The 19,030-nt window shown below is 73.4% G+C and carries 21 protein-coding genes; 18 read left to right on the forward strand and 3 right to left on the reverse strand.

Annotated elements, in window-relative coordinates:
• Together Q8791_RS05915 and Q8791_RS05920 are read left to right on the forward strand one after the other, a co-directional pair.
• On the forward strand, nt 1-495 hold the full coding sequence (locus tag Q8791_RS05915) for a winged helix-turn-helix transcriptional regulator (protein WP_330090556.1): 495 nt from the start codon (nt 1-3) through the stop codon (nt 493-495).
• 188 nt (nt 496-683) lie between these two features.
• Entirely contained in the window at nt 684-1,547 is an 864-nt protein-coding gene (locus tag Q8791_RS05920) for a helix-turn-helix domain-containing protein (RefSeq protein WP_330090557.1), read from the forward strand.
• On the opposite strand, the gene Q8791_RS05925 is transcribed toward Q8791_RS05920, so the two are convergent.
• Together Q8791_RS05925 and Q8791_RS05930 are read right to left on the reverse strand one after the other, a co-directional pair.
• Nucleotides 1,529-2,569: an SRPBCC domain-containing protein gene (locus tag Q8791_RS05925; protein WP_330090558.1), complete on the reverse strand. Its 1,041-nt coding sequence runs from the start codon at nt 2,567-2,569 to the stop codon at nt 1,529-1,531. The two genes, Q8791_RS05920 and Q8791_RS05925, sit on opposite strands and share 19 nt — an antisense overlap.
• A 199-nt stretch (nt 2,570-2,768) precedes the next feature.
• The gene (locus tag Q8791_RS05930) at nt 2,769-3,473 is read right to left on the reverse strand and encodes an IclR family transcriptional regulator (RefSeq protein ID WP_330090559.1); all 705 of its coding nucleotides are present in this window, start codon (nt 3,471-3,473) and stop codon (nt 2,769-2,771) included.
• Between the two features lie 117 nt (nt 3,474-3,590).
• On the opposite strand from Q8791_RS05930, the gene Q8791_RS05935 reads away from it, so the two are divergent.
• The 7 genes from Q8791_RS05935 to Q8791_RS05965 all read left to right on the forward strand — a co-directional run bounded on the left by Q8791_RS05935 (nt 3,591) and on the right by Q8791_RS05965 (nt 9,698).
• Nucleotides 3,591-4,004 (forward strand): nuclear transport factor 2 family protein, encoded by a 414-nt coding sequence (locus Q8791_RS05935; protein WP_330090560.1) that lies wholly within the window; start codon nt 3,591-3,593, stop codon nt 4,002-4,004.
• 139 nt (nt 4,005-4,143) lie between these two features.
• The gene (locus Q8791_RS05940) at nt 4,144-4,977 is read left to right on the forward strand and encodes an SDR family NAD(P)-dependent oxidoreductase (RefSeq protein WP_330090561.1); all 834 of its coding nucleotides are present in this window, start codon (nt 4,144-4,146) and stop codon (nt 4,975-4,977) included.
• Complete coding sequence (locus Q8791_RS05945) at nt 4,970-6,403, forward strand: FAD-dependent oxidoreductase (RefSeq protein ID WP_330090562.1); 1,434 nt, start codon at nt 4,970-4,972, stop codon at nt 6,401-6,403. Before Q8791_RS05940 ends, Q8791_RS05945 begins: the two co-directional genes overlap by 8 nt.
• An 86-nt stretch (nt 6,404-6,489) precedes the next feature.
• Nucleotides 6,490-7,815: an MFS transporter gene (locus tag Q8791_RS05950; RefSeq protein WP_330090563.1), complete on the forward strand. Its 1,326-nt coding sequence runs from the start codon at nt 6,490-6,492 to the stop codon at nt 7,813-7,815.
• 28 nt (nt 7,816-7,843) lie between these two features.
• A complete protein-coding gene (locus Q8791_RS05955) occupies nt 7,844-8,644 on the forward strand; it encodes an SDR family NAD(P)-dependent oxidoreductase (protein ID WP_330090564.1) in 801 nt (266 codons plus the stop codon).
• A gap of 196 nt (nt 8,645-8,840) precedes the next feature.
• Complete coding sequence (locus Q8791_RS05960; protein ID WP_330090565.1) at nt 8,841-9,260, forward strand: spore-associated protein A; 420 nt, start codon at nt 8,841-8,843, stop codon at nt 9,258-9,260.
• A gap of 24 nt (nt 9,261-9,284) precedes the next feature.
• Entirely contained in the window at nt 9,285-9,698 is a 414-nt protein-coding gene (locus Q8791_RS05965; protein ID WP_330090566.1) for a spore-associated protein A, read from the forward strand.
• Between the two features lie 69 nt (nt 9,699-9,767).
• On the opposite strand, the gene Q8791_RS05970 is transcribed toward Q8791_RS05965, so the two are convergent.
• Nucleotides 9,768-10,979, reverse strand: a complete 1,212-nt coding sequence (locus Q8791_RS05970; protein ID WP_330090567.1) for an FAD-dependent monooxygenase — start codon at nt 10,977-10,979, stop codon at nt 9,768-9,770.
• A gap of 289 nt (nt 10,980-11,268) precedes the next feature.
• Between Q8791_RS05970 and Q8791_RS05975 the strand changes: the two genes are divergently transcribed.
• The 9 genes from Q8791_RS05975 (at nt 11,269) to Q8791_RS06015 (ending at nt 18,975) form a co-directional block, all read left to right on the forward strand.
• Nucleotides 11,269-11,721: a pyridoxamine 5'-phosphate oxidase family protein gene (locus Q8791_RS05975; RefSeq protein WP_330090568.1), complete on the forward strand. Its 453-nt coding sequence runs from the start codon at nt 11,269-11,271 to the stop codon at nt 11,719-11,721.
• A 347-nt stretch (nt 11,722-12,068) separates the two neighbouring features.
• Nucleotides 12,069-12,377, forward strand: a complete 309-nt coding sequence (locus Q8791_RS05980) for a hypothetical protein (protein ID WP_330090569.1) — start codon at nt 12,069-12,071, stop codon at nt 12,375-12,377.
• A gap of 231 nt (nt 12,378-12,608) precedes the next feature.
• The gene (locus Q8791_RS05985; protein ID WP_330090570.1) at nt 12,609-13,622 is read left to right on the forward strand and encodes a Gfo/Idh/MocA family oxidoreductase; all 1,014 of its coding nucleotides are present in this window, start codon (nt 12,609-12,611) and stop codon (nt 13,620-13,622) included.
• Entirely contained in the window at nt 13,606-14,484 is an 879-nt protein-coding gene (locus tag Q8791_RS05990) for a sugar phosphate isomerase/epimerase family protein (protein WP_330090571.1), read from the forward strand. Before Q8791_RS05985 ends, Q8791_RS05990 begins: the two co-directional genes overlap by 17 nt.
• Nucleotides 14,481-15,764 carry a M20/M25/M40 family metallo-hydrolase gene (locus Q8791_RS05995; protein WP_330090572.1) on the forward strand — a complete coding sequence of 428 codons (1,284 nt, stop codon included), beginning with the start codon at nt 14,481-14,483 and terminating at the stop codon, nt 15,762-15,764. The genes Q8791_RS05990 and Q8791_RS05995 overlap by 4 nt, the downstream gene beginning before the upstream one ends.
• Entirely contained in the window at nt 15,761-16,897 is a 1,137-nt protein-coding gene (locus Q8791_RS06000; RefSeq protein WP_330090573.1) for an Ldh family oxidoreductase, read from the forward strand. Before Q8791_RS05995 ends, Q8791_RS06000 begins: the two co-directional genes overlap by 4 nt.
• Nucleotides 16,894-17,817 (forward strand): Gfo/Idh/MocA family protein, encoded by a 924-nt coding sequence (locus Q8791_RS06005; protein ID WP_330090574.1) that lies wholly within the window; start codon nt 16,894-16,896, stop codon nt 17,815-17,817. The genes Q8791_RS06000 and Q8791_RS06005 overlap by 4 nt, the downstream gene beginning before the upstream one ends.
• On the forward strand, nt 17,814-18,284 hold the full coding sequence (locus Q8791_RS06010) for a DUF6917 domain-containing protein (protein ID WP_330090575.1): 471 nt from the start codon (nt 17,814-17,816) through the stop codon (nt 18,282-18,284). The genes Q8791_RS06005 and Q8791_RS06010 overlap by 4 nt, the downstream gene beginning before the upstream one ends.
• A gap of 160 nt (nt 18,285-18,444) precedes the next feature.
• Nucleotides 18,445-18,975, forward strand: a complete 531-nt coding sequence (locus Q8791_RS06015; RefSeq protein ID WP_330090576.1) for an EF-hand domain-containing protein — start codon at nt 18,445-18,447, stop codon at nt 18,973-18,975.
• The last annotated feature ends 55 nt before the right edge of the window (nt 18,976-19,030 follow it).

Here is a 19,030-nt window from a genome sequence, read left to right on the forward strand (position 1 = left end):
ATGTCGATCAAACTGGACCCGGTCCTGGCCGACCTGCGCTCGTGGAAGCCGGACGGGTGCTCGATCACCAGGGCCCTCGACGTCATCGGACCGCACACGTCCGTGCTCATCCTCCGTGAGGCCTTCTACGGCACCACGCGCTTCGACCTGTTCGTGGAACGCGTCGGCGTCACCGAGGCCGCCGCGGCCGCCCGGCTGAAGCAGCTCACCGCGGCCGGACTCCTGCGCCGCGAACCGTACCGGGAGCCGGGTGCCCGCACCCGCTACGAGTACCTGCTCACCGGGAAGGGGCGCGACCTCATGCCAGCGGTGATGGCGCTGTTCCAGTGGGGCAACGCCCACCTCCAGCCCGACGGGGCCCCGCTGTCCCTCGTCGAGGACGTGACCGGGGCGCCCGTGCGCGTCGGATACGTCGACGCCGAGGGGCGCGAGGTGGCCCCGGAGGACCTGCGTGTGTCCTACAACCGCAGGAGCGACCGGAGTCCCACCCGCTGACGGTGCGCCGCCCGTGCCGCGGGCCGCGCCGCCACGTCCCGGCGCAGCGTTCCCCGGGACCGCCGCGGACCGGTCGCGGCGTGTGCCGACGGAAGGCGGCCGGGCGGCCGACGAGGGCGAGCGCCGGCGGTCCACCCTGGGTGCGGCACACCCTCCCTCGCCCTCCGGGCGTTGCCTAGCATGAGGCCATGGACAACGCCAACGTGTTGGGCGACTACCTGCGGGCCCGGCGGGGCCGGGTCCGCCCCGAGGAGGTCGACCTCCCCCCGGGGGGACGGCGCCGCGTCCCCGGACTGCGCCGCGAGGAGGTGGCGTCCCTGGCCGGACTCAGCGTGGACTACTACACGCGCCTCGAACAGGGGCGTGAACAGCATCCGTCGGCGAGCGTCCTCAACGCCCTGGCCGGCACGCTGCGGCTGGGGGCCGACGCGCAGCGGTACCTCTTCGCCATCGCGACGCCGGGGCCGAGGGGTGCGGCGCACCGGCGGCGGAGCGCGGTCGGGGAGAACCTGACCGCCCTCGTGGACGAGTGGCGGGACCACCCCGCGCTGCTGGTCGACTCGCTGAACGACATCGTCGCCGCCAACCACCTGGGGCGGGCGCTGTACTCCGACGTCGGGGTCGGCGGGAACACCCTTCGCTTCCTGTTCCTGGACGAGAGGGCCCCGGGCTTCCACCGCGAGTGGGAGCGCACGACGGCGTCGACGGTCGCGGCGGTGCGCGCCGCGGCGGCCCACACCCCCGACGACCCCGAGCTGATGGCGCTGATCGGTGAGTTGGCGGTGCGCAGTCCGCGTTTCGCCAGACTGTGGGCCAGGGCCGACGTCCGGGAGAAGACCACCGACGTCCTCCAGGTACGGCACGCCCTGGTCGGCGATCTGGACCTCGTGTACGAGACCTTCCGCCCCACCAGCGCCCCGGACCTGCTGCTGAAGGTGTACCGGGCGCTCCCGGGGTCGGAGTCCGCGGACAAGCTCGCCGTCCTGGGCAGCCTCACGGCCGGGGCGGTGCAGGAGGCCGGGGACGCGCGGGCTCAGGTGAAGAAGACGTAGCCCAGGATCATGCCGCCCGCCACGACCACGATGGCGAGGAGCGGCCAGACCCGGTCGGCGATCGCCCCTCCCGGGGCGGTCGCCGGGGCGAGGTCGATGGGGTCGGGGAACTTCTGAGCACCGGTCACACCGCTTGTGATATCAGACACGGAGGAGCTCCCCAAGGGCCCGTCCTCCCCGGCAGTGGCGGGGGAGACGTGTCGGTTCGGGTGTTCTGCCTGATCAGAGGCGTTTTCGTCCTCAGTGGAGGCTTCGGGAATCTTGTCATCATTTTTTTCACTGTGGTCACGACAAGTACCGTTCGCCCCGCTTGTTTCGTGAGGCTCACCGGTCCCGTCGGGCTCACCGACCGTGTCGGTCCCGCCGGATCCGCGGGCTCCGGGCTCCGTGGTCCCCTCCGCCCCGGGGGACCCGTCCACCGTGCTCCGCCCGGGCCGGGCGCCCCCGGCCCCGTCCGCAGCCTCCGTGCTGCCGGTCCCCGCCGTCCGGTGCGCGTCGCCGGATCCGGAGGACCCGTCGACCGCGGTCCGTTCCACAGGGGCCTCCCCTACCGGTCCCGCGTCCCCGGACCGGTAGGGGGCCAGACCGAACTCCTCCTCCAGGGCCGCCGCGAAGCGTGCCGTCAGCGAGGCCGCCACGCCACTGATCGCGCCGACGCCCAACTCGGAGAGTCGGCCCGTGACCGTGAGGTCGGTTTCGACGCTGACCACGGTCCTCCCGTTCTCGGCCCGCAGCCGCGCGGTCGCCGTCGCCGACGCGTTCCCCGATCCCCGGCTGGCCCGTCCTGACGCGACGAGCACCGCCCGGCGCTCCCTCTCGTCCAGTTCCGTGAAACGGGCGGTGCCGGAGTAGGCGGCCACGACCGGGCCGACCTTGACCCGCACCGCACCGGAGTACAGGGGGCCGTCGACCCCGGTCAGCCTCACGCCGGGCACGCACGGGGCCACCGCCTCCACGTCGGTGAGCAGGCGCCATACTCGCTCGACCGGCGCGTTCACGGTGAACTCGTTGCTGATCCTCACGGGTCGGTCTCCACTCGTGCCCTGGGGGAGGGGTGGACCCCGGCGGGCCGTACCCGGGGTCCGTCGACATGCCGGCGCCCCGTCCTCCGGGATCTGCCGACGCCGATAGCGTACGCACCGCGCGGAGGTGGAGGGTCCGGCCGTGTCCGACGGCAGGTCACAGGGCCGCCGCGCCGGGTGCGACCGGCCCGGGGTCGGCTCAGGGCAGGTGCACCATACCCGCGATCCGCCGCGCGGCCTCGACCACGGCCGCGCCGAACGGCGCCGGATCGTCCAGTTCGAGGACCGAGATCCCGATGCTCGCCACGGGGCCGTTGCGGGGGCTGATCACCGGAGCGGAGACGCCGGTGACGGCATTGGTCACCTCGGCGTGGGAGACCGCGTAGCCGCGCCGGCGGGCCAGGGCGACCTCCTCCCGCTCTCCGGGGCGCGGGGGCATGGCCGACAGCAGGGCCAGCCCGGCGGAGCCCTTGTCGAGGGGGTCGACCCTGCCCGTGCGGAAGGCGATGTGCGCCCTGGCGTGCCGCGGCTCGACGACCATGAGCGCGCGGGCCTCGTCCGGGCCCTCGGGCACCACCAGGTGCGCGGTGGCGCCCTGCGCCTCCGCGAGGTCGGTCAGGACCGGCCGCGCGACCTCGCGGAGATCGACCTCCACCGACTCGGCGAGGGCGACCAGGCCGGGGCCGAGCGTGATCCGCTTGAAGGCGTCGCGCTTGCAGAGCCGGTGCTCCTCCAGGGTGCGGACCAGCCGGTGCGCGACCGTGCGGTGCACCCCGATCCCCTCGGCGACCTCGGTCACCGACAGCCCGTGCGGGCTGCGGCTGAGCAGTTCGAGCACCTCGATCCCGTTGTGCAGGGTCTTGGACGTCCGTGTGTCCGGCTGTGGGGCCGGTGTGGTGGGCATCGGGCTCCTCTCGCAGGGCGAACATACACCCCGCCTCTTGACGCCGGTGACGTGGGACACATACGTTAACTTTTAATTGCACACCTAGTGCGATTATCGCACACCTGGGGAGGGTTCATGGACGGCACCCTGGTCATCGGAATCCACCAGCTCTACGCGCGCCAGTCCCACCTGATCGACTCCGGGAACGCCGAGGGGTGGGCGCGGACCTTCACCCCCGACGGCGAGTTCCACTCGCCGACCTATCCCGCCCCCGTCGCCGGACGGGCGCCTCTCCGCGACTTCGCCCAGGACTTCGCCCGCAACGCCCGGGCCGCGGGAGAGGTGCACCGCCACGTGGTCACCAACGTGTACGTGGAGTCCGTGAACCCTGCGCGAGCCCAGGTCAGCGCCTATCTTCAGGTCGTGGCCACGAGTGTGACGGGCGGCACCCGGCTCCTGCGCCTCACCACGGTCCACGACCTGCTCGTCCGACACGGCGACGACTGGCGCGTCGCGCGCCGCGACGTCAGGCGCGACGACGCCGCCTGAGCGGTCGACGCCGGCAGGACCGGCCGCCCGGCAGGACCGGCCGCCCGGCAGGACCGGCCGCCCGGCAGGACCGGCCGCCCGGCAGGCCCCGCCGCCGGGCCCTCCGACACAGCACCCCACCCACCGAAAGGCACACGCCATGACCCAGCACGAGGGCACCGGCCCCGCGCGCGTCCTCGACCGTCCCATGGAGGTCGTCCACCCCGAGATGGCCGGCCGCACCGCCGTCGTCACCGGTGCGGCCCGCGGCATGGGACGCGCCTTCACGGCGGCGCTGGCCCGCCGGGGGGTCGACGTCGTCGGAGCGGACCTCAACGGGGCCGACATGGAACGGACCGCCGACGAGATCAACCGCGACCTGGCCGCGAACCCGCCCGGTGTCCGGCCGGGCCGGGTCGCCTCGCACCGCGTGGACGTCGTCGACCCCGGCCAGCAGGACGAACTCGCCCTCGCGGCCGTCGGGGAGTTCGGAGCCCTCGACTACTGGGTCAACAACGCCGGTGTCTTCCCGTACGCCCTGGTCGACGACATCTCCGCCGACCAGATCTCCGCCGTCCTCGACGTCAACGTCAAGGGCGTCCTGCACGGCGCCCAGGCCGCCGCCCGCCACATGGGGCCGGGCGGCGCCATCGTGAACATGTCCTCGGTCTCCGCCGTGCGGGTGCGCAGGGGCCGCGGCGCCTACTGCGCGTCCAAGGCCGCCGTCGGCCACCTCACCGAGTCGCTCGCCGTCGAGCTCGGGGACCGGGGCATCCGCGTCAACTCCATCGCCCCCGGGTTCATCGACACCGAGATGACCAGGTGGCTCCAGGACGATCCCGAGGCCCTGGAGGCCGCCCTGGACAACGTCCCCCTGCACCGCGTCGGCTCCCCGGAGGAGGTCGTCGGCGTCCTGCTGTTCCTGCTCTCCGACAGCAGCCGCTACGTGACCGGTCACAGCATCGCGGTGGACGGAGGTTCGCGCCATGTCTGAGCCGACCGCGTCCGCCGAGGAGTCCGTCGACGTCGTCGTCATCGGCGGCGGGGGAGCCGGACTCGCCGCGGCGGCGACCGCGGCGGAGGCCGGGGCGAGCGTCCTGCTGTTCGAGGCCGAGACCGAACTGGGCGGGTCCACCCAGCTGTCCGCCGGCCTCTTCACCGCCGCCGCCACCAGCGTCCAGCGCGGCGTGGGGGTGGAGGACACCGCCGAGCGGTTCTACCAGCACTACATGGACCTGAACCAGTGGATGCTGGAGCCGGGCCTGGTGCGCACCTTCTGCGAGAACGCGGGGCCCACCCTCGACTGGCTCATCGGCCTCGGCGTCGAGGTCCCCGCGCGGGTGTCCACCAACGCGCACATGCCCGGCCTGTGCCAGGCCGGGGTCGAGGACGTCTGGCGGGGCCACGTCCCCAAGGACCAGGGGCTGGGCCTGGTGCAGGTCCTCGCGGCGGCCTGCCGGCGCCACGGGGTCGAGACCGTCCTCAACACCCGGGTCGAACGGCTCGTGGCGGAGGACGGCCGGGTGGTCGGCGTCGTCGCCGACGGGGTCGAGGTCCGCGCGGGAGCGGTCGTGGTCACCACCGGGGGGCTCTCCCGGGACCCCGGCCTGCTCGCGCAGTACTACCCGGCGGCGCTGGAGGCGGGCGAGCACGCGTTCGTCGTGGCCGCCCCGGGCAGCCGCGGCGACCACATCCGCTTCGCGGACGGCGTCGGGGCCTCGGTCACCGGGGCGGGGTGGGGCCTGCGCCTGCCCACCGCGTACTTCCAGCGGCACCACCACTGGCAGTCCGGGTTCCCCCCGGTGTCGCGGGTGTACGTCAACCGGTCCGGCCGTCGCTTCATGGACGAGGACGCGTCCTACGCGGTCTCCACCGGGATCATCGACGCCCAGGACGGGCCCGTCTGGTGCGTCTTCGACGACCGGGCCAGGGCCTCCCTGCCCTCCGGGTACGCGGACTGGACGCCGGAACGCGTCACCGAGGAGGCCGACGCGGGCCGGACGCTGAGGGCCGACACCCTGGAGGGGCTGGCCGAGCTGATGGGCGTCCCGCCCGGGGCCCTGCGCGCGACCGTGGACACCTGGAACGCCCAGCTCCCGCTCGGGGAGGACGCGCGCTTCCTGCGCCACCTCAGCCTGCGCAACAAGGGGAAGGGCGACAACCCCGACCCCATCGGCACGGGGCCGTTCCACGCGGCCCTCCTCCTGCCGACCGAACTCGTCTGCACGCACGCGGGGATGGAGATCGACTCCGCGGCGGCCGTGCTCGACCGCGACGGCCGCACCATCCCCGGGCTCTTCGCCGCGGGCGAGGCGGGGGCCGGGGTCCTCGGCCTCCGCTACGTCGGCGGCGGCAACGCGGTCGCCAACGCCATCACCATGGGCCGCATCGCCGGCCGCGGGGCGGCGGCCCGGGGCTGAGCCCGGAGCCGTGCCCCCCACCCCCAGAACCACCAGGACCGGACGGCTGCCACGCCCACCGGACCGACCCTGCCCGAGGAGGCAGCATGCCACTGGACCACAGGTCCGCGGACGGACCGAGCACGACCACCGCCGACGGGGGTTTCCAGTCCCGGGTGAAGGTCATCCGGGCGGCGATCATCGGCACCGTCGTCGAGTACTACGACTTCGGCATCTACGGGTACATGGCCACCTTCGTGGCGATGCTCTTCTTCGTCTCGGAGGACCCGACGGCAGCCCTCATGGGCACGTTCGCCGCCTTCGCCGTCGCGTTCTTCATGCGCGTGCCCGGCGGCATCTTCTTCGGGCACATCGGGGACAGGTACGGGCGCAAGCAGGCCCTGTCGTGGACGATCCTCCTGATGGTGCTGGCCACGGCCCTCATCGGAATGCTGCCCAACTACTTCACACTGGGCGTGTGGGCGACCACCCTGCTGGTCCTGTGCCGCTGCGTGCAGGGGTTCGCGGCCGGCGGCGAACTGGGCGGTGCCAACGCGTTCGTCGCGGAGTCGGCCCCCGCCCGCTGGCGCGCCACCCAGACCTCGCTGGTCAACTCCGGGACCTACCTCGGATCGCTGTTCGCCGCACTGGTGGCCCTCGCGGCGACCTCGCTGTTCACCGAGCAGCAGATGCTGGACTGGGCGTGGCGGATCCCGTTCCTGCTCAGCCTCCCCATCGGCGTGATCGGCCTGTACATCCGCAGCCACCTCGACGACACCCCGCAGTTCAAGGAGCTCGCCGACCAGGGCGAGACGAAGAAGATGCCGATCAAGACCCTGCTGGTGACGAACTGGCGGTCGGTGCTGAAGATCATCGGCCTGGGCGCGGTCATCACCGGCGGGTACTACATCGTCTCGGTGTACGCCGCCACCTACCTCCAGACGACGGCGGGCCACTCGTCCCAGCTGGCCTTCGCGTCCACGGCGGTGGCCATGGTGGTCGGCGCGGCGACGCTCCCGCTCTCCGGCTACCTGGCGGACACGATCGGCCGCAGGAAGGTCATCCTCATCGGCAGCGTCGGCGCGGCCCTCCTCGGGTTCCCGATGTTCATGATGATGGCGGCCGGGCCCGCCTGGGCGGCCGTGGTCGGCCAGTCGGTCCTCTTCGTCTGCGTCTCGGTCGTCAACGGCGCCTCGTTCGTCACCTACGCCGAGATGCTGAGCGCCTCCACCCGCTACAGCGGGATCGCGCTCGGCAACAACGTGACCAACACGCTCCTGGGCGGCACCGCGCCGTTCGTGGCGACCTGGCTGATCAGCGCCACCGGCCACTCGCTGGCCCCGGCGGGCTACTTCGTCCTCACCGCGCTGATCACCCTGGTGACGGTCTTCTTCGTCGCCGAGACGCGCGGCACCGAACTGAGGGTCGACTGAGTACGCGAACGACGAGGAAGGAGCGGACATGGGGCACGGACTGGCCGGGCGGACCGTCCTGGTGACGGGGGCCGCCGGAGGGATGGGCAGGGCCGAGGCGCTGGCGCTGGGAGCCGAGGGGGCCCGCGTCTGGGTGGCCGACCTCGAGGAGGCGCGGGGCCGGGACCTCGCGGACCGGATCCGCCGGGACGGCGGATGGGCGCGGTCCGCGCGGCTGGACGTCGCCGATCCCGGTGGCTGGAGGGAGCTGCGCGACCTGATCGGCGAGGAGGGGGGACGGCTCGACGGCCTGGTCAACAACGCCGGGGTCAGCCACCGCTTCGGGATCGAGGACACCACCGACGAGGACTGGCGGCGGGTGGTCGAGGTCAACCTGTCCGGCGTGTTCTACGGCATGAAGTACATGGCCCCGCTCCTGAGGGAGTCCGGTGCGGCGTCGGTGGTCAACGTGTCCTCGATCGCGGGGATGACCGGCTACTTCGCCGCGGGGTACGGCGCGAGCAAGTGGGGGGTGCGCGGGCTGAGCAAGGTGGGCGCGCTGGAGTTCGCCGGGGCGGGCGTGAGGGTGAACTCCCTCCACCCCGGCCTGGTGGACACGCCGCTGCTCCGCTCGGGGTCGGACGACTTCGTCGACGAGAGCCTGCGGTCGGTGCCCGCCGGGCGGGTCGCCGACCCGGAGGAGATCGCGGACGTGGTGCTGTTCCTGCTGTCGGACGCGTCCCGCTACGTCACGGGCGCGGAGATGGTCGTGGACGGCGGGCTCACCTCCGGAGGCCTCTACCACCGCATCACCGGGGCCCTGCGGGAGGGCGGCGGGCGACAGCCCTGACAGGGCGCCACCGGTTCCGGGGCCGCCCGCCGCGGAGGCCCCGCGCCCGACGGCGCGGGGCCCCGCGGACTCCTGGGAGGCAGGGCGCCCCCACCGGCGAGGGAGCCGGACGAAAGCGGATGAGAAGGAGAAAGGAAGTCCCCCCGGAGACGATTCCCCTGCGTCGGACCCGACGCCACAGAGACGGGGAAGTGACATGGACAAGCTCCGGAAGCTCATCGCCACGAGTGCGCTCTGCGCGGTTGCCGCCGCGGGTTCCCTCATGCTGGCCGGCCCGGCCCAGGCCGCCGTCGCGCCCTACAACGGGGTGTGCGGAACCGGCTACAACGTCGTCAACCAGGCCGACATCGGAAACAAGGGCACCGTCTACCTCACCTACAACAACTCCACCGGCAGGAACTGCGCCGTCACGGTCCGGGCGACACCGGGGGCCGCCGTGGAGATGGTGGTGAGCGTCGTCCGCTCCGGCGACAACCCCGCCAACGCGGCGACGGACGCGGGCTACTTCACCACCTACGCGGGCCCGGTCTACCTGAGCGCGGCGGGGCGCTGCGTCGACTGGTACGGCTACATCGACGGCACCAACGAGCACCGCAACAACACCAACTGCGGCTGACCGCCCCGACCCGGAGGAGATGACGTGAAGAACTTCCTGGGCAGGGCCGCGGCCCTCGCCGCCGCGGCCGCGCTCGCGGTCACCGGTGTCACGGCCACCGCGTCCCCGGCCGCCGCCGCCACCTACAACGGAGCCTGCGGCAGCGGCTACGTCGAGGTCAACAGGATCGAGTTCCCCGACAACCGCGGCACCGCGTTCCTGACCTACAACAACTCCAACGGCTACAACTGCGTGGTGACCGTGCGCACGAACCCCGGCGCCGCCACCTTCATGGAGGCCATGGTCCGCAGGACCGGGGAGAGCACCTGGGTGCGCGACGCCGGCAACTTCACCACCTACGCCGGTCCGGTCTACCGCAGCGGAGCCGGCCACTGCATGAACTGGGGCGGCACCATCGGCACCGCCACGATCACCCTCCCCGCCACCAACTGCGGCTGATCCCGCGAGGCCCGGACCGGCGGGGGCGCCCCCCGGGTCCGGGCCGCGGCCTGTGCGGGCCGCCGCGCGTCAGGGGGCGAGGATGCGCGCGTACCGGTCGGCGGGGAAGTCGTCGCCGACGTACTCGTAGCCGGAACGGGCGCCGTACTGGGCCATCAGGCGGCTGCCGAACATCAGCGCCGCGTCGGCGCGCTCGCGCAGCCACACCTCGCCCCGGCTGCCCTCGGGGGCGAAGTCCCGGGTGAGGGCCGGGCCGAGGCTCTGCGCCGCCCGCACCGTCCCGCGCATGGACGCCTCGTACGAGAAGTAGGCCCGTTCGTGGTCGCCCTCGGCGAAGACGAGTTCCCCGGCCAGTGCCGTCGCGCCCATCAGGGCCAGGGCCGTCCCCTGGCCCGCCATCGGGTCCGCGGCGTAGGCGGCGTCACCGACCAGCACGGTCCGGCCACTGCTCCACACGTCCAGCCTGATCTGGGTCGACGGCGCCAGGCGCACGTCCGCCCCGCGCATGGCGCGCAGCAGGCCGGGGACCTCCCAGCCGTCCTCGCCGTAGACCTCCTCCAGGAAGCGGTACCGCGCCTCCAGGTCCATCTCCGCCGGGGCGGCCGGGGTCCTGTTGCGCATCAGGAGCTCCACCTCCAGCCGGTCGTTGCCCGGGAAGGTGGTGACGACGCATCCGCGGTAGGGCCACACGCGGCACATCATCACGTCTCTGACGCCGAGGTGGTTGTCGATCTCGAAGGCGGCCAGGTTCACGTCCAGGTGCTCGGCGTGCCCGTCCGCGCCGGAGCCGAACACCAGCCCGCGCACGGCCGAGTCCGGACCGTCGGCGCCCACGACCAGGTCGAAGCGGCGTGCCGGCGCGTGCGCGAACACGACGTCCACACCGTCGGCGTCCTCGTCGACGGAGACGACGGAGTCGCCGAGGAGGTATTCGACCCCGTCGCCCGCCCGGTCGCGCAGGATGTGGGACAGGTCCCCGCTCCTGATCGCGACCGCGCCCACGTGTCCCTGCGGCAGGACGATCGGCCGCTCGCGTCCGCTGATGTAGGAGTGCACGTCCGGAAGGGGGCCGCCCGCCGCCCGGACCCTCTCGCCCACGCCCATCCGGTCCAGCACGCCCATCCCCTGCGGGGACACCTCGACGAGGTAGCCGCCCGCCGCGGGTTCCGGCGCGCGCTCGACGACCGTCGGCGCGAACCCGTGGCGGGCCAGCCAGTGGGCGAGCACGGGTCCTGCCGCTCCGCCTCCGGCAATGAGCACGTTCCTGTTCCTGATCGGCACTCGAACCTCCGTGTGGGGGCGAGGACGGGGCCCGGCCGCCTCGCCCGCTGTGTGTGGGAGCCGTCCACGGGCTGTGGGTCCCGGAACTAGAACGTACCGTCCGGACGGTGCACGGGCGGGATCGAAGGGGGCGGCTCCCGGTGCGGCCGTTCCGGCTCCCACTGGGGAGACGCTCGCGGCCACCGCCGCGAGGCCCGGCCCGCCCTGTCCGACGGCTAGGCTCGCGACGCCGACGACGAGAACACGCGGGGCGGTGTCCGCCGCGTCGCCGAGGGAGCGGGAGCACAGGGTGAGGGAACAGCGCCGCGGCCGCAGGATCGCGATGGACGAGGACGAGCGGTCGGCGTTCCTCCGGGAGGAGCACACCTGCCGGGTGGCCACCGCGGGCGGGGACGGGCCGCACCTGACACCCCTGTGGTTCGTGTGGGACGGCGCCGCCCTGTGGTTGTGGTCGATCGTCAGGAGCCAGCGGTGGACCGACCTCGAACGCGACCCCAGGGCGGCCGTCCTGGTCGACGCGGGACGTGAGTACGGGGAACTGCGCGGGGTCGAGCTCAGGGGCAGGATCGAGAGGGTCGGCGACGTGCCCCGTACCCGGACGCCCGATCCGGACCTCGCCGAACCCGAGCGGCTCTACGCCCGCAAGTACTTCGGGACCGACGAGATGCCGGTCGACGGCCGCCACGCCTGGCTCCGGCTCGTGCCGGAGAAGGCCACCAGCTGGGACTTCCGCAAGATCTGAGGGCCGGGTGCGCACGGGGGCCCGCCCGAGGGGGCGGCACCCCCCGGCCCGGCGCCGCGACCGCACCACCGGGGCTGCCCGGAAGGGCGGGGGCTTCGTGTGCGCACGCCCTCGTGGCGGCCGACCTTCGCCCGTTTCATCATCATAAGAGCGAAATGCATTCTTTTTCGTGGCAGTGATGCCGAGGTTCTGTTCGTTCTCGCCCGGCAGCCCGAAAAGAGATTCCGGACTTCCGCTTGCGGTGGGGTGAGGGTGTCCGGGAAGATCGTCCCGGCGGTCCTCCGTGTCGTTGGCGGCCGAGGGGGTCGTCTCCGTGAAACGCACATGAAGTGAGAAAGGATGGTGGAATGAAGGCTTTTTCCGCCGTGTTCGCCATGGTCATGGGGAGCATGCTCCTGGGTGCCGCCCCCGCGCAGGCGGCGACCGGTGAGGTCGTGGTCTTCACGACCGAGTTCGAGGACCTCGTTCGCTACTCCGACCCCGCCCCGGGGAGCTGCGTCCGGCTTCCCGACACCGCACACGTCCTGGTCAACCTGACCGACGCGAACGTACGCCTGCACGCCGGCACGAGGTGCTTCGGCCCCGGGGTGACCGTGGCCCCGGACCGCGGGTGGCACGCCCCGCCGAGCGGCCTGTTCAGCTTCTCCGTGGCCTGAGCCCATAGGCCGACGAAAACGGGCAATGCTCCCCATTGGTGCACCCACCACTTTTCCCTCTTCTTCTTCCCGATTAAGGAATGGTGGGGCCCGGGTTTGGGGCACGGGCGGGTGTTTCCCGCTTTGACGCTTTTTCCGTGATGCTCCAAGGTGGGTTTCCGTTCGATGGTTCCGACCGCCCGGAAAGGCGCGGAACGATGGTGACGGCGAACGGAAAGGCGCGCTCCCTCCATGCTGCACACCCTCATCGTCGGCCTGGGCAGGTCAGGAAAAGGACTGCATCTGCCGTCGCTCGCCAAGGTGCGGGCGGCGGCCCCCGCCCTCTTCGCGCCGGGGCCGGTGATGGGCCACGACCCCCTCCGCCCGGGTGGGGACGGGGTCCTGGCGGTCGCCTCCCCGGAGGAGGCCGCCCGCCGCCGCCCGCCCAGGGACACCGTGGTCCACCTGTGCACACCGCCCCACCTGCGAGCGGGGCCGATGGAGTCGCTGGCCCGCCTGGGCTACCGCAGGATCATCGTGGAGAAGCCGCTGGCCCTGGACCTGGTCGAACTCGCGGCGATCGCCCGCCTGCGCCGCCGATGGGACCTGGACCTGAGCGTCGCCACCCCCTGGTCGGCCAGCACGTTGAGCAGGCGGTTGTCGGCGGCCCGGCGGTCCGGTGCCTTCGGCGCCCTCCGCGCGGTCACGGTGCTCCAGCACAAACCCCGGTTCACCAGGAGCCTGGAGTCGCCGGGGCACCCCACCGCGTTCGACATCGAGGTCCCCCACGCCCTGGCCGTGGTCGTGTCACTCGCCGGCGGAGCCGACGTGGCGGCGGCCGAACTGGAGGACATGGTCGTGGACGGGGCGCGCCTGCCCGGCCTGGGCGGCGCGCGCCTGGACCTCGTCCACCACACCGGTGTGCTCACCCGGATCGAGTCCGACCTGACCGCGCCGCTGCGCGAGCGGCGCATCGTGCTGGAGTTCGACGAGGTCGTCCTGACCGGCCACTACCCGTGCAGCGAGGCCGACCACACGGCCCAGCTGTCGGTCGCGGCACCGGGACGGGAGCCCACCCGGTCGGTCTTCCGCGACGACGCCTTCACCGCGTTCCTGCGCGCCTGCTACACCCGCTACTCCCGCCCCCGCCGCGCCCGGGGCGACCTGCCCGTCCACGTGGAGGCCGTCCGCCTGTTGGCCGAGGCCAAGACCCTCTGCTCCCCGCACACCGCCCCCCGGGAGGTCGACAGTGTCGTCGGCGCCTGAACCGCCCCGCCTGGCCGGGATCGGCGACGAGGCCGCCCCGGGACTGCCCGACCAGATCGCCGCGGTGCGCGAGCTCGGCTGGAACCTGCTGGAGGTGCGCACCCTGGACGGCGTGCCGGTCGCCGCGATGGGCGATGCCGACTTCGAGCGGGCCGCGGAGCGCATCCGCGCCGCCGGGATGGAGGTGGTCGCCGTCGCGGCCAAGATCGGCGACTGGTCCCGCCCCGCCACCGGGGACTTCTCCGCGGACCTGGCCGAACTCGACGTCCTGGCCCGGCGCTGCGCCGTCCTGGGCGCACGCATGGTGCGGATCATGTCCTACCCCTCCGGAGGGATGGCCGAGGCCGCGTGGGGGCGCCTGGTCCGCACGCGGGTGCGGGCGCTGGTCCACCGCGCCGAGGACGCCGGTCTGGTCCTGGTGCACGAGAACTGCGCCGGTTGGGCGGGGGAGGACGCCGACCGGGCCCTGGACCTGATCGCCCACGTCGACAGCCCGGCGCTGCGCGTGCTGTTCGACACCGGGAACGGGGTCGCCCACGGCTACGACGCGGTCGCGATGCTCCGCCCGCTCGCGGAGTACGTGGCCCACGTCCACGTCAAGGACGCCGTCGACACCCCCGGCGGCGACACCGCCTACGTGCTGCCCGGCCGGGGGCGGGCCGGGGTCGCCGGGTGCCTGCGGATCCTGGCCGACCGGGGCTATCGGGGAGCCCTGTCCATCGAGCCCCACCTGCACCTGCGCCCCCACCTGCGGGGGACCGGCGCCGACCCGGGCCGGGGCGACCCCGCCGCGTTCGTCGAGTACGGGCGGGCCCTGGAGGAGACGGTCAACCGGATCTGGCGCACGGAGGCGGTCCGATGACGCTCACCGCGGAGGAGCACTCCCTGCTGCTCCGGCTGATGGCCACGCCCACGGCCGGCCCCCTGGAGGTCGGCGCCGCCGGCCCGCCGCCCCGCCTGTGGGAGGCCCAGCGCGACTACGCCCGCGCAGCCGCGGGGACCGGGTTCCGGGTGGTCCGCCACGCCCCCGCCGACCCGGCCGACCTGGCGGGGCCCGGGGTGCCCGCGACGGTGCGCGCCGCCGCGGCGGCCGACCCCGGCTTCCTCGCCTGCCAGCCCAGCCTGGTCCTGCGGCTGGGGCCCGACACCGTGCCGCGCGAACGCACCGTGATGTTCAACGTGCACCTGGACACCGTCGCGGGCGGTCCCCCGGTCTCCTTCGACGGCGAGGTCTTCCGCGGACGCGGCGCCATCGACGCCAAGGGGCCGGCGGTGGCGCTCCTGGCCGGGGTGCGCGCCGCCCGTGAGCGCTCGCCGGGCCTCGGGCGCGACAGCGCGGTCGTCGTCCAGGCGGTCGCGGGCGAGGAGGGCGGGGCCATGGGGGTGCTGGGCACCCGGCCCCTGGTCGAACGCGGCCACACCGGACGGCTCAACGTGTTCTGCGAACCCACGTCGGGACGGTTCCTCACCCGCTCCACGGCGTCCATGACCGCACGGGTGTCGGTCCGCGGCGACGACGCCGTCGACGACCGGCCCCACAGCGGGCACAACGCCTCGGTCCTGCTGGGGTTCCTCGCGCAGAGCATGGGCCGCGCCCTGGACGGCCACGCCCGGAACGGGGCGGTGTGCGTGGCGGGGCTGCACACCGGGACTCTGCACAACCGGGTGTACGGCACCGGCGACCTGCTGTTCAACCTGTCCTACGCCGACGCCGGAGCGGGCAGGGCCTTGGAGGGGGCGGTGGACGACGCCTTCGACACCGCCCTCGCGGAGTTCGGCGCCGCCTTCGGCGGCACCGCCCTCTTCGCCCGGACCGCGACCGACGCGCGCCGCCTGACCCGCCTGGACTGGACCAAACGGGGCCTGCCGGTCCTCGACGACCGCGACCGGTGGGGGCACGACCTGGTGCGCCGGGCCGGGGCGTCCCCCTGGCCCGACGACGAACCCGCCTTCACCTGCGACGCCATCTGGATGGCGGGAGTCCCGGACACCTGCACGGTCGTGCTGGGGCCCGGGGACCTGGCCGCCGACGGCGCGCACGGCGACGACGAGCGCGCCCGCCTGGCCGACCTCGACGGGTTCGCCGACACGGTGGCCCGTCTGCTGACCGCCTTCACCCACGAGACCGACGGAGGATCGTGACCACCCTCTCCCCAGAGTCACCGCAAGCACCGGAACGGGCGACCGTGCCGGTCGACCACGACGCGCTGCTGGCCTTCCTCACGGAGGTCTTCGCGGGCCGGGGCCTGCCCCGCGGCCGGGCGGCCGAGGCCGCACGCGCCCTGAGCCACGGCGACCTCACCGGGATGGACTCCCACGGCGTCGCCAACCTGGCCGGGCTCTACCTGCCCCTGCTCGACGAGGGGCGGGCCGACCCCCGCGCCGAACCCCGCGTGGTGGCCGACCTGGGCGCGGCCGTGCTGCTCGACGCCCGGCGCGCGCTCGGCCTGTGGGCGGCGTCGGAGGCGATGGACCTCGCGGCGCGGCGGGCCGGACACCACGGGGTGGGACTGGTGTCGGTGCGCGGCGCCACCCACCTGGGCTGCGCCGGCTACCACGCGCTGCGCGCGGTCGACCACGGCATGATCGGCGTGGTCGCGAGCAACTGCGGACGCCAGCGCATCGCCCGGCCGCCGGGCGGCGCCGCGGCCCTGCTGGGGACCAACCCGCTCAGCGCGGCCGCCCCCGCCGGAGCGCACCCGCCGTTCCTGCTGGACATGAGCACCACGGCCGCGCCGACGGGCCGGGTCCGGCAGGCGGCGAGGGAGGGGCGCGCGCTGCCGGAGGGGGTGCTGTGCGACGACCACGGGACCCCGGTCACCGACCCGTCCGCGTTCGACGCGGGGAGCGCGCACCTGATGTGGCTCGGCGGCGAGGCCGGACGGTTCAAGGGGTTCGGCCTCGGACTGCTGGTGGAGGTGCTGTCCGCGGTGGTGTCCGGCGCCGGCCGGGGACCCGCACCCGAGGCCCTGGCCGGGGACGGCGGACCCTCCGGCCGTGACGACGACATCGGTTTCCTGATGCTCGCCATCGCCCCCGACGCGCTGAGGGAGGGGGCGGAGACCGATGCCGAGGAGCTGTTCGGGGTGGTGACGGCGTGTCCGCCGGTCGACTCCGGCGACCCGGTGCGCTACCCCGGCTGGCACGAGCACCGCACGGCGCGTAAGCGCCGTGCCCGGGGCGTGCCGTTGGCCGCGGGGCTGTACGCCGACCTCGTCGAGGTGGCCGAACGCGCGGGGATCCCCGCGCCGGCGGTCGCGGGGGAGGGACGATGAGCGGACCTCTGCGCGTGGGCGTGGTCGGCCTGGGGGTGATCTCCCGGTTCCACCTGGTGGCGCTGGCGGCGTCCCCGGACTGGGACCTGGCGGCCGTGTGCGACCTGGACCCGTCCAGGGTCGCCGGGCCGCCGCCGGGGGCGGCCGGGTACACCGACCACACGAGGATGCTGGCGGAGGCGGGCCTGGACGCGGTCGTGGTCACCGCCCCCAACGACGCGCACGCCCGGATCTGCGCGGACGCCCTCGTCGCCGGGGCCGCGGTGTGCGTCGAGAAGCCGCTGGCCCTGGACCTGGCGGAGGGGGAGGCCCTGGCCGCCCTGGCCCGGGAACGGGGGGTACCGTTGTCCACGGCCTTCCACCGCCGGTACAACTCCGAGTTCGCGGCGTTGCGGGAGCGGCTCGTCGGGCGCGAGGTGACCGAGGTGACCGTGCGCTACCTGGAGCGGATCGAGGAGCACGCGGGCGACGACACCTGGTACCTGGACCCGGAGCGCTGCGGCGGCGGGTGCGTGGCCGACAACGGGCCCAACGCCTTCGACCTGGTGGAGGCGCTGCTGGGCAGGGCCGAGGTGACCGGCGCCCGGGTCGGGTACGACTCCGAGGGCGTGGACCGGAGCGCGGACGTCGCGTTGACGGCCGGGGGAGCCCGGGCGCGGGTGCTGTTGGACTGGTCCCATCCGGGGGAGCGCAAGGACGTGGTCGTGCGCACCGCCGACGGGCGGGAGTGGACGGCCGACCTGCTGGCCGGCCGTCCGGCCTTCAAGGAGTCCCTGTGGCACGAGTACGAGGGCATCGCCGCGGAGTTCGCGCGGCGGGTGCGCGGGGGACGCGTCGAGGACGGGGCCGGGGTGTCCGCGCTGCGCCTGGTCGCGGACGCCTACCGTGCCGCGGAGCTCGGGGAGCGGGTGGCCCGGTGAACCCGCACGAGGACGGGGCCAAGCGCGACGTGGCCGCGACCCTGCTCAAGGTCCTGGTGCACCGCAGGACCGAGCGCGGCATGCGGTTGGAACCGTTCGCGAGCCGGTGCGTGCGGGCCGGCGAGGTCCACGAGCTGGTCGCCACCGACCACACCGAGACCGCGGGGGGAGCCCGGATCGACAGGGTGGGGTTCCTGGGCTTCGCCGAGATCACCGCGGCCGGTGTCGTGGACCGCGGCGACGAGGTGTGGATCGGCCCGCGCCGGGTGGGCGTGGTGCTGGGGTTCGACGCCTGCCACACGCCCAACCACTACAACGTGCTGATCCACGCCGATCCGGCTCCCACCGGGCGCGATCTGGGGCTGTGCCCGGAGGAACCCGTGGTGTTCCGCCAGGGGAATTCGCGCACCGTGGCCGAGCTTTTTTCCACACCATCCGCGACTAATGTCGAAAAATGTCCGAAATAAAATTCACGCAGCATCGATAATTTTCCTGGATTGGCTTTTCTGGGGTCCCTGGTTCGGTAATATTCGAATCGAGGGAGAGCGATTCTCGAATCGCATTTCAGTTCTCCTCTCCTTGGTATTGCTTTTGTTGTTCTCGATTTATTCACTTGAAGGAGAACGGATGACGACCGCCGTCAAGGCCAACGACCGCCTCGAAGAGCGTTTCCGTCTGTGGGACCACAACGGCAACGGCGTGATCGAGCGCTCGGACTTCGAGCAGGAGATCGAGGGCATCCTCTCCCGCTTCGGCGTCGACGCCTCGGCTCCCGGGGCCACCGGCCTCCGGGGCGCCTACCTGGGCCTGTTCGACCGTCTGGCGCAGGCCGCCGGCACCGAGCAGATGAGCAAGGAGGACTTCGTCCGGGCGGCCGAGAGCGAGATCGTCAGCAGGGGCGACGCCGGATTCTCCGAGGTCCTCCAGCCGACCATCCAGGCGATCATGGCCATCGCCGACACCGACGGCGACGGTGAGATCAACCCGAGCGAGCTCGAGCGGTGGTTCGCCGCCATCGGCCTGAGCACCGAGCAGGCCGGCGAGGCCTTCCGCGAGATCGACACCGACAACGACGGCTCCCTCACTGTCACCGAGCTCGTCGCCGCGGTGCGCGACTACCACCTCGGCAAGAACGACATCCCCCTCCTGGGCGTCTGATCCCCCCTGGATCCCGACCCCTTCCGGCCCGGCCGCGCCCACGGCGCGGCCGGGT

Source organism: Nocardiopsis codii (genome assembly GCF_036327455.1).
Classification (GTDB): Bacteria; Actinomycetota; Actinomycetes; order Streptosporangiales; family Streptosporangiaceae; genus Nocardiopsis; species Nocardiopsis codii.